The sequence below is a fragment of the Sphingomonas quercus genome (genome assembly GCF_018863195.1).
GTDB lineage: Bacteria > Pseudomonadota > Alphaproteobacteria > Sphingomonadales > Sphingomonadaceae > Solisphingomonas > Solisphingomonas quercus.
Map to the genome: position 1 here is coordinate 53082 of NZ_JAHKRT010000011.1, position 12555 is coordinate 65636.

The 12555-nt window shown below is 65.9% G+C and carries 7 protein-coding genes; 3 read left to right on the forward strand and 4 right to left on the reverse strand.

Going from position 1 to position 12555, the window contains the following annotated elements; genetic code table 11:
* Positions 1 to 10: 10 nt before the first annotated feature.
* The 3 genes from KOF26_RS16800 to KOF26_RS16810 form a co-directional block, all read right to left on the reverse strand.
* On the reverse strand, positions 11 to 1597 hold the full coding sequence (locus tag KOF26_RS16800; protein WP_363182287.1) for an aldehyde dehydrogenase (NADP(+)): 1587 nt from the start codon (positions 1595 to 1597) through the stop codon (positions 11 to 13).
* Complete coding sequence (locus KOF26_RS16805) at positions 1590 to 4046, reverse strand: glycoside hydrolase family 127 protein (RefSeq protein ID WP_253201552.1); 2457 nt, start codon at positions 4044 to 4046, stop codon at positions 1590 to 1592. Before KOF26_RS16805 ends, KOF26_RS16800 begins: the two co-directional genes overlap by 8 nt.
* A 101-nt stretch (positions 4047 to 4147) precedes the next feature.
* Entirely contained in the window at positions 4148 to 5530 is a 1383-nt protein-coding gene (locus tag KOF26_RS16810; RefSeq protein ID WP_253201553.1) for an amidohydrolase family protein, read from the reverse strand.
* A gap of 414 nt (positions 5531 to 5944) precedes the next feature.
* On the opposite strand from KOF26_RS16810, the gene KOF26_RS16815 reads away from it, so the two are divergent.
* The 3 genes from KOF26_RS16815 to KOF26_RS16825 all read left to right on the forward strand — a co-directional run bounded on the left by KOF26_RS16815 (position 5945) and on the right by KOF26_RS16825 (position 12345).
* A complete protein-coding gene (locus KOF26_RS16815; RefSeq protein WP_253201554.1) occupies positions 5945 to 8800 on the forward strand; it encodes a TonB-dependent receptor plug domain-containing protein in 2856 nt (951 codons plus the stop codon).
* A 79-nt stretch (positions 8801 to 8879) separates the two neighbouring features.
* A complete protein-coding gene (locus tag KOF26_RS16820; protein ID WP_253201555.1) occupies positions 8880 to 10517 on the forward strand; it encodes an amidohydrolase family protein in 1638 nt (545 codons plus the stop codon).
* Between the two features lie 37 nt (positions 10518 to 10554).
* A complete protein-coding gene (locus KOF26_RS16825) occupies positions 10555 to 12345 on the forward strand; it encodes a DUF885 domain-containing protein (protein WP_216327900.1) in 1791 nt (596 codons plus the stop codon).
* Between the two features lie 54 nt (positions 12346 to 12399).
* Here the strand turns inward: KOF26_RS16825 and KOF26_RS16830 are convergent, their stop codons facing one another.
* On the reverse strand, positions 12400 to 12531 hold the full coding sequence (locus tag KOF26_RS16830) for an amino acid permease C-terminal domain-containing protein (protein WP_363182288.1): 132 nt from the start codon (positions 12529 to 12531) through the stop codon (positions 12400 to 12402).
* Positions 12532 to 12555 lie beyond the last annotated feature (24 nt).

The window sequence follows — 12555 nt, forward strand, 5'->3', positions numbered from 1 at the left end:
CCCGGGGGTCTCAGCCGGCCAGCACCGGCTTGCCGTCGACGGTGCGGAGCAGCTTCCACGGATTGCCGTCCGCCAGCGCCTCGGGAAGCAGGCTCGACGGCAGGCCCTGATAGCAGACCGGGCGGAGGAAGCGCTCGATGGCCAGCGTCCCGACCGACGTCGTCCGACCGTCGGACGTTGCCGGATACGGGCCCCCATGGACCATGGCATGGCTGACCTCGACGCCGGTCGGCCAGCCATTGGCGAGGATGCGGCCGGCCTTGCGGGCGAGCAGCGGGACGAACGGGCGGGCATCATCCTCGTCGGCAGCGTCGAGGTGGAGCGTGGCAGTGAGCTGCCCCTCAAGGCTCTGCACCAGTTCCGCCATCTCGGCGAAGTCCGCGCAGCGCACGATCACCGACGACGCGCCGAACACCTCATGGCCGAGCGCCGCATCGGCCTTGAAACGGGCGACATCGGTTGCGAACAGCGCGCCGCGGCCCTGATTGATCCCCTCCCCCACGCAGCCGCGCGCGATCGTCTCCACCGACGGATGGCCGGCGAGCGCCGCGACGCCCGTCTCATAGGCGGAATAGATGCCGGGGCTGAGCATCGGCGTGGCGCGGCTTTCCGCCAGCGCCGCCGCCGCGGCGGCGGTGAAGCGATCGAGGTCCGGGCCGCTGAGCGCGATGACGATACCCGGATTGGTGCAGAACTGCCCCGCCCCCATCGTCAGCGACTGGATGAACGCCGCGCCGAGCGCCTCGGCGCGGGCGGCCAGCGCGGCCGGAAACAGCAGCACCGGATTGACGCTGCTCATCTCGGCATAGACCGGGATCGGCTCCGGTCGGGCGGCGGCGATGCCGACCAGCGCGAGGCCACCGCCGCGCGAGCCGGTGAACCCGACTGCCTTGATGCGCGGATCGGCGACCAGCGCCGAGCCCAGCGCGTTGCCGACGCCGGGCAGATAGGAGAAGACGCCTTCCGGCAGGCCGGTGCGACGGACCGCGGCCTGCACCGCGCGGGCGACGAGTTCGCCGGTGCCGGGATGGGCCGGGTGGCCTTTCACCACTACCGGACAGCCGGCAGCAAGCGCCGAGGCGGTGTCGCCGCCCGCCACCGAGAAGGCGAGCGGGAAGTTGCTGGCGCCGAATACCGCCACCGGGCCGACGGCGACATGGCGACGGCGCAGATCGGGACGCGGCAGCGGCGCGCGATCGGGCAGCGCGCTGTCGAGCGTGGCATGAGCCCAGTCGCCCGAGCGCACGAAGCTGGCGAACAGGCGCAGCTGGCCGGTGGTACGTCCGCGTTCGCCTTCGAGGCGGGGACGCGGCAGGCCGGTCTCCTGCATCGCACGCACAATCAGCGCGTCGCCGATCGCCTCGATCTCCTCGGCGATCGCCTCGAGCAGGCCGGCGCGGACTTCCGGCGCGGCATCGCCATAGGTCGCAAATGCCTGATCGGCGAGCGCGCAGGCGCGATCGACATGGCCGGCATCGGCATTGGCGAACCGCGGCGCCAGCTCCGCGCCGCTCGACGGATCGACGGCGGCAAAGTCGCTCGCGCCCTTCTCGTTCGTGCCGCCGATCAGAATCGAACCATCAATCTCGTTAGCCACGCGCAGTCACTCCTTTTGCGCCTATATCGACATCAACCGGCCCGGCCGCAACATCAACCGGCCCGGCCGCAACCGCCGGCGTGAACAGGCGCACGCCAAATACCGGCCCGGCGGTGTGGCCGGTGTGCGGCTGGAAACGGATGACGACATCGCCCTTGCCGCGCGTCGCCGCTTCCGGCACCGGATAATCGATGTCGACGAACTCGCCGGGCTTCTCCGCCTCCAATGTCTGCGTCGCGATGCGCTGCCCGTCGACCAATATGTCGAAGGCGCGGTTGCGTTCCTCGCCCCAATAGGTCGCCTGCAGCACGAGCGCGCCGGGCTTCACCTTCATGCGGAACTGGAAGAAGCCGCCGGTGCGCGCGTCACGCCCGTTGCGTCCGCGATAGACCACCGGATACGAGATGCTGGAGCTGAGCTGGTGATCGCGCTCGGGCTGCATCTCCCCGAGATACATCACGTCCACGGATCGCGCGGCGAGATCGGCGAGCCGCGCCTGCTCGGCAGCGAAGGCGATCTTCTCCTGCTCCCACTGGGCATCGGTGAAGCGCTTGAAATAGACGGCGCTTCGCCGCTGGTAATTGCGATAGAAGGGGCCGAACGCCATGTCGGCGGGGCGGCCGACGCCCTGAGTGCGGTAGACGGCCGGTTCCGCCACCGGGCGAAAACCGGCGAGGATGTCGCTGCCGACCAGCGCCGGCGCCGCGGCGTTGCGATCGGGCCCGTCCACCGGGCCGAGATCGGCGGCCAGCACCAGCGGTCCGCGCAGGATCGCGATCGTGCCGGGATCGTCCGGCGTGGGCTCGATACGCAGGTCCATCGGCAAAGTGAGGGTAAGCGTGTCGCCGGCCCGCCAGTGCCGCCGCACCACCGCATAGCCGGCGCCATGCTCGGCAGCGACGGGCCCGCCATTGAGCAGCAAGGCCGCCCGGCCCGCCGCCCAGCCCGGAATGCGCAGCGCCACCGCGAAGACACCCGGCCGCTTCATTGCGCCCAGCGCCACCTTCACCTCGCCGTCATAGGGGTAGCCGGTGGTGAGCTCGACATCCGCGCCGCGCGCCGCCCAATGCGCGCGCGACGGGATGAAAAGGTTGACGAGGAGCGTGTCCGCACCCTGCCAGTAGATGCTCTCGCCATGCTTGGCGTGGCTTTCCATGCCGGAGCCGACGCAGCACCAGAAATCGTCCGTTGGCGTGGAGAATGCCCGTTTGATGCCGGACATCAGTGGCGTCATGTAAGTGAACATGCCCGTCGCGGGATCCTGCGCCGCCAGAATGTGGTTGAAATGGGTGCGCTCATAATAATCGAACAAGGCCCCGTCCGGCTGCCAATTGTAGAGATGGCGGGTCAGCTTGAGCATGTTGTAGCTGTTGCAATGCTCGCAGGTCTGCTCGGTGATGTGCTTCGAGATCGCGTCGGACGCGAAGAAATATTCGCGGTCGGCGTTGCCGCCGATCACATAGCTGTGGTGACGCGTGACGATCTCCCAGAAATAGCGGGCGCCGATCCCGGCTGCCTCGCGGCCGGTCAGTTCGTGGATGCGGGCGAGGCCGATGATCTTCGGAATCTGCGTGTTCGCATGGACATTGGCGAGCACGTCCTGGCGACGCTCGAGCGGCGACAGCAGCTTGTTGTCGCGCACCCGCTCGGCCAGCAGCATCCATTGGCGATCGCCGGTGCGCGCCGAAAGCTCGGCGAAGCTTTCGTTGAGGCCGCCATATTCGCAGGCGAGCACCGTCTGTAGCTGATCCTCGGAAAGCGCCGCGAACACGCGCTGGAAATAGCCCGCGAAATCGACCGCGACGGCCAGCGCCTGACGATTGCCGCACAGTTGCTCGGCGTCGAGCAGGCCGGCGAAGGTCTTGTGGACATTGTACAGAGGCGACCAGGCGCCGTTCAGATCGAAGCCGCCTGAGCGGATATCGCCAGCCCTGATCTCGCCGAAAATCTCTTCGCCGTCGACCAGCGACCCGTCCTTGCGCTTGCGCAGCAGTCCGGCGACATAGCCATTGCCGCGTGCCTTCTGGCACTCCGCCAGTTCAGCGACGATATAATCGACGCGCCGCTTCGCCTCGTCGTCGCCGGTCTGGGCGTGGAGCAACGCCAGCGCCGAGAGATAATGGCCGAGGGTATGGCCGGCGATGGTGTCACCCTCCCACCCGCCATAGGCCGCACCCTTGGGCCGGAGTCCGGCGCCGGTGCGAAAATTATGGAGCAGTCGGTCGGGCTCGAGGCTGAGCAGATAGCGACGATTGGCGGCAACCGCGTCGAGGAAGGGGGACGGCAGCAAACGAACGTCGGCGAGCGGCAGCGGCTCGGGATGTGCGGGCAGCAGGGCCGGCCCCGCCACAGCCCGCGCCGCGCCGCGCGCGACCCCGCTTGCGGCCAGGGCCATCATCCCGGCACCAGCCAGCCATTCCCGCCGCGTGCCGACCAGTTGCGCGCTCATGCCGCCTCCTTATTCCAATCAGAATATGTTATACGATCCGTGTAAGTTCTGCAAATAACCTTGATGTCCGGGCAGGCGGACCGGGCGCCGCGGCATCATGATCATGATCCGGCCACCCCTTCCGGCTTACCGTAGAACAGCGGATGTTCGGGCAGCCTGCCGAGATCGACCGGCTTGCCGCGCGCGATCACCGCCTCGACTTTCTCGATATTGCGGATGTCGGCCAGTGGATTGGCCGAGACGAGGACCAGGTCGGCGATCTTGCCGGGCTCCACTGTACCAAGATCCTCGCCCATTCCCGCCGCGATGCCGCCGTTGCGCGTCGCCGACACGATCGCCTGCATCGGAGTCATGCCCAGCTCGACCAGCCCTTCGATGGCGCGGATGGTGCCGATGCCGGGCTCGGCCTCGTCGGTCTTGTGAGCGCGGCGGAATTCGGGGGCGTCGCCATAATAGCTGTCGGTCGCCGGCGTGACGCGGCAGCCGGCCCGGATCAGTCGCTCGGCGTTGCGGCGTTGCACATCCTCATTGTCGGCGAGCATGTCCAGCCGGCGCCATTTCTCGGCGCTGGTCAGCGCCGGCGGCATTCTGTCGATCCGCGCCTGGGCCTCGGCACGTTGGCTGATGTGGCGCTGGCGATAGGCGCCGGTGATGTAATTGGCGCGGATGCCGCACAGCGTTCCTTTGTCGACGATAAGCCGGATGAGATCGTCCGGAAGATCGCGGCTCATCAGTTCGGGATGCTGGATGAGGTCGATCCCGGCCTCTACGGCCAGCCGCAGCCCCTCTGAACTGGTGGCATGGGTTTCGACCCGCTTTCCGCGCTTGTGCGCCTCGCCGACGATCACCGCCTGCTGGCGCGGCGAGAAGCCGATCAGCGAGGGGCGCATGAAGTGGCTGGTGCCGCCATATTTGATGAAGTCGACGCCCTTGTCGAGATAGGCGTCCATGGCGACGCGGAGCTCGTCCGGCGTCATGTCCATGATCTCCTCGCCCATGCCCTGGGCGAGGAGATCGTTCCATCTCTCTTGGAATAGCGACAGGTCGGCGTCCCTGGTCAGGGAGAAGGTGAGCGAAAACGGACCGCTCCAGCCGAGGATATTGCCGGCCGCCTTGATCCGCGCGCCGACCACCTCGCCGCGCTCGATGCGATCGCGCACCGCCAGCGTCGGCGGCAGCACGCCGTAGCTGTCGCGAATTGTGGTGACCCCATATTTCAGTGCGCGCTGGGCGAATTCGAGCATCAGCTCGGCGTTGCTGTCGGCATATTTGAGCGACGTGTCGCGGCGCGCCGGCTGGCCATAAACGGTGCCGTGGACGTTGCTGTCGACAAAGCCCGGCAGCAGGTAGCGGCCCTGCCCGTCGATGAAGGTGACGCCCTTCGCCGGCTTGCGCACGCCGGCCGGGACGATCGACCGGATGCGCTCCCCCTCGATGCGCACCGTCACCCCCGGGCGTGGGGGCGCACCTGTTCCGTCGATCAAGATAACGTTGGCTATTTCAACCACTGCGGATGATGCCGACGCGCCACTCGTGCCACCCACTACGATCAGCAGGAGGAACAGCCTGAAATAGTTCGATATTGCCACCGGACACCTCCTCCCTTTTTGGGATTGACTCAGCCACAGCCTCAGATACCGTATTTCGTATACGTTACACCGAATCAAGGGCGGTGTATTGTCGCGCATGGCTGATCGGCGTTGGGCAGGCCCCGGTCGGACCTATGGAAGGGGTACCGGACAATTGGCACGGCTCTGCGCATCCGATGAACCGTCCCGCCGGAGAGCGGCCCGACAAGTCTTTGGCGTGAAACAATAAAGACCAGGGAGCATAGCATGGAATTCCGAGGCTTCATCCGCTCTTCCGCGCACGTTCGCCGTGCCTTGCTGGCAACCACATTGCTTGGAGCACCACTGGCGCTGCAACCGGCATTTGCCCAACAGGCCACGCCGTCCGAACAGACGCAGGAAATCGTCGTCACCGGATCGCGCCTGCTGCGCACCGATCTTACCGCGCCGAGCCCGGTGTCGGTGGTGAGCGAGCAGAACGTCAAGCTGTCCGGCAACGTCACGCTCGAACGCACGCTGAACCAGATGCCACAGCTCGGCCAGGGCAATACCAGTTCGGTCAACAATGGCGGCGGCTCCGGCATCTATGCCGCCAATCTGCGCGGCCTCGGCTCAACCCGCACGCTGACGCTGGTCAATGGCCGCCGCTTCGTCGCCGCCAATTCTTCCGGCGATGTCGACATGTCGAGCATCCCCGACGCGCTGATCAGCCGCGTCGACGTGATTTCGGGCGGCGCGTCGGCCGTCTATGGCTCGGACGCGATCGCGGGCGCCGTCAACTTCATCCTCAAGGATAATTTTCAAGGGATAGAGGCGACCGCCAATTACGGCATCAACGAGCGCGGCGACGGCGCGCAGCGCAAGTTCGACGTAACCATCGGCATGAATGCGCCGGACGATCGCGGCAATGTCGCGATGAGTTTCTCCTACACCAAGGTCGACGGCTTCACTCAGGACGATCGTTCCTGGTCGCGCACTCCGCTGGCCGACAACAGCGCCCACACCGCCTTCGTCTATTCGGGCTCTGGCAACATCCCCTACACCCGCATCCCACTCAGCGCGGCGCAGATCGCCTCGCTCCAGGGACTGGCGCCGGCAACGACACCGGGCTGTTCGGTAACCAGCGTGCGCTTCCAGGCCAATGGCACGCCGACCCGCTATTGCTCCCCGGAAGACAGCTATAATTACGCCGCCTATAATTATCTGCAGCGACCGCTGACGCGCTTCAACGCGACGGCGCTCGGCCATTATGATCTGAGCGATCACATCACGGCCTTCATGGAGGCCTATTACGTCAATGTGCAGAACAATTCGGTGCTGGCGCCGGATTCCCTGACGCCGCTCACCCCGGATCCCGCCAACCCGCTCACCACCACCCTCAAGGTGCGCTATATCAACAATCCGGCGCTGCCGACGGTGGTGTCGAATTTCTTCAACAATAACCAGCAGGTGTTCGATCCGCGGCATACCGGCATCGCCTCGATCACCGGGGCTGGACTGCGTACCGAGGATTTCGGCACCCGCCGCAGCTATTATGAACGCAACAGCTTTGACTTCACCGGGGGCCTGCGCGGCGACATCGATCTCGGCGGCCGCAACTTCAAGTGGGAAGTTTTCGGCCAGTATATGCGCAACCGCGAGGACACGCGCAATCTCGGCTTCGTCAACTCCGCGCGCCTGACCCAGGCGCTGGATGCAACCACCAGCGCCAATGGCAGCGTGGTGTGCGTATCGGGCAGCACCGGCTGCGTGCCGCTCAACATCTTCGGTGCGATCAATCCGGCGGCGGCGGCCTTCGTCACGCCCGAGCGCGACAGCCGCAGCACCTTCACCCGCTCGGTGGCGGGCGCCTCGATCGCGGGGTCGCTGTTCGATCTGCCGGCCGGCCCGGTTTCGGTGGCGGTGGGCGCCGAATATCGCCGCGACTATTATCAATCCAACCCGAGCCCCTATGACCTCAACAAGGAATATGGCAGCGCGTCCAACAATCCGCTGGCCGGCGGCTATAATGTGAAGGAGGTTTTCGGCGAAATCGGCGTGCCGATCCTTGCCGATATGCCTTTCTTCCATCGCCTCGAACTCGAGGCGGCGATCCGTTATTCCAAATATTCGTCGATCGGCGGCGTGGTCGCCTACAAGGGCGGGGTGCAGTACGCGCCGGTGAGCTGGGTCCGCTTCCGCGGCGCCTATAACCGCGCGGTCCGCGCTCCCAATGTCGGCGAACTGTTCGTCCAGCCCGGCACCGGCTTCACCGGCGGCACCGATCCGTGCGACATCACCGCCCGGCCGAGCTCCGCCGTCCAGCAGCTGTGCGTGGCCCAGGGCGTGCCTGCCGGCGATATCGCCACGTTCCGCCAGTCGGCTCTCGGCCTGACCTCGCTCACCACCAATAGTGGTGCGCTGAAGGCAGAGAAGTCCGACACTTATACAGTTGGCGCGGTGATCTCGCCGCCGTTCGTGCGCAACCTCAACTTCACCGTCGATTATTTCAACGTCACCGTCAACGACGCCATCACCCGCCCCAACGTGCAGCAGGTGATCAACGACTGCCTCACCTCGCTCGATGCCGCCGGGCAGAGCTGCCAGTCGATCATCCGCGATTCCTCCGGCCAGATCGCCTATATCCAGACCAACTATCAGAATATCGGCTATCTCAAGGTCTCGGGCATCGACGCTCAGGCCGATTACCGCATCGGCCTGCCAAGCTTCTTCGAGCTTGGCGGCGAGCGCGCCCAGCTGTCGTTAACGGCGGTCGCGAGCTGGCTGTTCAACAAGACGCAAAAGGCGCTGAGCCAGTCCGTGCCTCAGGATTGCGCGGGCTATTATGGCGGTGGCTGCTCGTCCGGCACGGGCGGCTTCATCCTCCCGGACTTCAAGCTGAACCTGACCGGCGCCTATTCGAGCGGGCCTGTGTCCTGGCGCGTGGTCGGCCGGATGATCGGCGGGCTCGATGTCTACAAGAACGTCGCCGCCTATGTCAGCCATGTGCCGGCCGTGTGGTATGTCGACTCGACGCTGACCTTCGATGTGGACAAGCGCCTGCGCCTGTTCATCGGCGTCAACAATATCGGCGACCGCAAGCCGCCGGTACTCGGCACCACCTTCGTCGGCGACGCCAATGTCGACGTCTCCCTCTACGACGTGCAGGGCCGCCGTTACTTTGGCGGCGTCACCTTCAAGTTCTGATCGTCGTAAACGCCGCGGGTAAACCGAAGCCCGCGGCGTTTATTTTTTCGGATATGCGGGGGCCGGCATGACTATCGCGATGCGTAAATTGCTCCTGTCGGCGGCGGCCCTGGTAGCGCTCGCCCCCGGCATGGCACCGGGCCGGGCCCAGCCGGCCCGCACCGCGCCGTTTGCCGCCAACGCCATTCCCCGGCGCAGCGAAGGTATCGGCCCGTTTGCGCGCACGGTGCTGCGCAACGTGACGATGATCGACGGCACCGGGGCGCCACCGCAGGGGCCCGTCGATATCGTGCTCGCCGGAGACCATATTGCCGAAATCCGCACGATCGGGGCGCCCGGCGCGATCAATCCACGCGCGCGCGCCGCCAGCGGCGATCACGAGCTGGACCTCACCGGCTATTATGTGCTGCCGGGCTTCGTCGACGCGCACACCCATCTCCACGACATGGACGACGCCCAGCATGTGCCGTCGGACTATATCCTCAAGCTGTGGCTGGCGAACGGCGTCACCTCCGTGCGCGAGCTGGGCAGCAGCCGGCCGATCGAGTGGCTGGCCGACATCAAGGCGCGCAGCGCCCGCAACGAGATCGCGGCGCCCCGCATCGACGTCTATCCCTTTTTCACCTCGATCCAGAAGAGCCCGCCCAACACGCCCGAGGAGGCGCGCATCGCCATGCGCGAGGCGAAACGGCGCGGCGCCGACGGCGTCAAGTTCATCAACTATGTGCCCGAAGACGTACTCTGGGCGGCGCTGGACGAAGCCGGCAAGCTCGGCCTGCACACCACGATGCATCATTCACAGCAGAGCGTGGCCTGGGCAAATGTGTTGACCACCTCGGCGCATGGCATGCAATCCATGGAGCATTGGTACGGGCTGCCCGAGGCGATGTTCACCGACAAGACGGTGCAGAGCTGGCCGGGCGGATTCATCAACAATGACGAGCAAATGCGCTTCGGTGAATCCGGCCGGCTGTGGGCGCAGACGGCGGCGCCCGGGTCCAGAAAGTGGGAAGAGGTGATGCAGACCCTGCTCGACCGCGGTTTCGCGCTCGATCCGACCTTCACCGCCTATCTCACCAGCCGCGATTTCATGCGGATGAGCCGCGCCACCTGGCATGATGATTATACGATGCCGGAGCTGTGGGATTATTACCGCCCCAGCCGCGTCAATCACGGCTCCTATTGGTATGACTGGTCCACCGAAGACGAGGTGGCGTGGAAGCAGAATTATCGTCTGTGGATGCAGTTCGTGAACGAATATAAGAACCGTGGCGGCATGGTCACGGTCGGTTCGGATTCGGGCTATATCTATAACCTCTACGGCTTCGGCTATATCCAGGAGATGGAGCTGCTGCGCGAGGCCGGCTTCTCGCCGCTGGAAGTGATCCACGCCGCGACCCAGCAGGGCGCCCGCCTGCTCGGGCATGAGGACCAGATCGGCACCGTTCGCGTCGGCCGCAAGGCCGATCTGGTGGTGGTGAAGGGCAATCCCCTCGCCAATCTCAAGATCCTGTTCGGCACCGGCACGCTGCATCTCGACGACGCCACCGGCCAGGTCGAGCGCGTCGGCGGCATCGCGTGGACGATCAAGGACGGGATCCTCTACGACGCCAGGGCCTTGCGCGAGGAACTGCGCCAGATGGTGCTCAAGTCCAAGGCGGCGCGCGGCATGCCGGCCGGTCCGATGCCGATCGAATCCGTCGACACCACCCACTGAGGGCCTTTCCCCGCCCAGGATGAGGAGACCAGCGATCATGAAGACCTATCTGGCCGTCAGCACCGCGGCGCTGGCCCTGCTGGCCTCGGCCTGTGGGCCGAGATCGTCCGATCAGCCGCAGGCCAGCGCCGCCGACCGGAAGCTGCAGGCGCTTTATGAACGCGAATGGGCGTGGCGCCAGCAGGAGGGGCTGCGCGGCAATCGCGGTGCCGACGAGGCCGGGCTCGATCACCTTCCCCGCGTCGACGCCAAAACCCAGGCCGCGCATCTCGATTACTGGACCAAGGCGCTGGCCGAGCTCGACGGCATTCCGGCAAACGAGCTTTCGGCGGAAGAGAAGATCAACGCCGCGGTGTTCCGCCGCTCGATCCAGACCCTCGCCGACGAGGTACGCTTCAAGACCTACGAGGCGCCGTTCAACGCCGACACCTTCTTCTGGGCGAGCCTCAGCCCGCGCTCGGGCGGCTTCCGCAGCGTCAAGGCCTATGAGAATTACATCGCCCGGATGCGCGACGTGCCGCGCTATTTCGACGAGCAGATCGCCAACATGCGCGACGGGCTGAAGCGCGGCTACAGCGTGCCGCGTGTCGTCGTTACCGGGCGCGACAAGACCATCGAGCCCTATATCGCCAGTGATCAGAGCAATCCCTTCTACGGCCCGTTCAGGGAAATGCCGGCGTCGATCCCGGCGGCCGAGCAGGCGCGGCTGAAGGCAGAGGGCGACAAGGCGATCCGGGAGGCGGTGGCGCCGGCCTATAACAAGTTGCTCGGCTTCATCCGCAACGACTATATGGCCCAGGCGCGCACTACGCTCGCCGCGGAGCAGGAGCCGGACGGCAAGGCCTTCTACCAGTCGCAGATCGAGGCGTTCACCACGCTCGACCTCACCGCCGAGCAGATCCACCAGAAGGGTCTGGCGGAAGTGGCGCGCATCGCCGCCGAGATGGAGAAAGTGAAGGCCGAGACCGGCTACAAGGGCGACATGCCGTCCTTCCTCAAGTTCCTGCGCACCGATCCGCAATTCTATCCCAAGACTCCGCGGGAGCTGCTCGGCTTTTCCGCCTATGTGGCGAAGCGCGTCGACGGGAAGGTCGCGGATTTCATCGGCTTCCTGCCCCGGCGTCGCTTCACCATCATTCCGGTGCCGCCAAGCCTCGCGCCGATCTACACCGGCGGGCGGGGCGGCCTCGAATCCTGCATGATGAACACCTATGACCTGCCGTCGCGGCCGCTCTACACGCTGACCGCGCTGACGCTGCACGAATGCAATCCCGGCCACAGCTTCCAGGCGGCGGTGGCGCAGGAGGCGACGCGGCGGCCGGCGTTCCGTCGCTCGACCGGCTTCTCCGGCTATGGCGAGGGCTGGGCACTTTACATGGAGTGGCTGGGCACGAAGATGGGCGTTTACGACACGCCCTATGAGAATTTCGGCCGGCTGTCCTACGAGATCTGGCGCGCCAGCCGCCTCGTCATCGACACCGGCATCCATCATTATGGCTGGAGCCGCGAGCAGGCGCAGCAATATCTGCGCGATCATACCGCCCTGTCCGAGCATGAGATCGAGACCGAGGTCGATCGCTACATCGCCTGGCCGGGCCAGGCGCTGGCCTACAAGCTTGGCGAGATGCTGATCCGCCAGAAGCGCGCGGAGGCGGAGGCGAAGCTCGGCCCCGCCTTCGACCAGCGCAATTTTCACGACGCCATCCTCGCGCTGGGCTCGGTACCGCTGACCGTGCTGGGGGCACGGCTCGACCAGTTCATCGCCGATGGCGGCAAGAATCCCAAGGGCTGGAACCCGGCGCTGCCGGAGTTCGAGAAGCCGGAATAGGGCGATCGCTGAGCGCCCTCCTGCGGGTGGGAGGAGGGTTGGGGTTGTGGGTGTTCAGCTGTTGGCGGTGGCGGGTGCGGTGTGGCCGGCGAGGCTGCGGCGGCGTCCGTAGAGGAGGTAGAGGAGGAAGCCTGCGGCGTTCCAGCCGGCGAACCGGACGAGGGTCATGCCGGGCAGGCTGAACATCAGGTAGAGGCAGCCGAGCACGGC

Excerpts from the sequence above, each read along its gene's own strand:
- KOF26_RS16805 (WP_253201552.1), bottom strand. The coding sequence starts at position 4,046 with ATGAGCGCGCAACTGGTCGGCACGCGGCGGGAATGGCTGGCTGGTGCC.
- KOF26_RS16830 (WP_363182288.1), bottom strand. The coding sequence starts at position 12,531 with ATGTTCAGCCTGCCCGGCATGACCCTCGTCCGGTTCGCCGGCTGGAAC.
- KOF26_RS16825 (WP_216327900.1), top strand. The coding sequence starts at position 10,555 with ATGAAGACCTATCTGGCCGTCAGCACCGCGGCGCTGGCCCTGCTGGCC.
- KOF26_RS16820 (WP_253201555.1), top strand. The coding sequence starts at position 8,880 with ATGCGTAAATTGCTCCTGTCGGCGGCGGCCCTGGTAGCGCTCGCCCCC.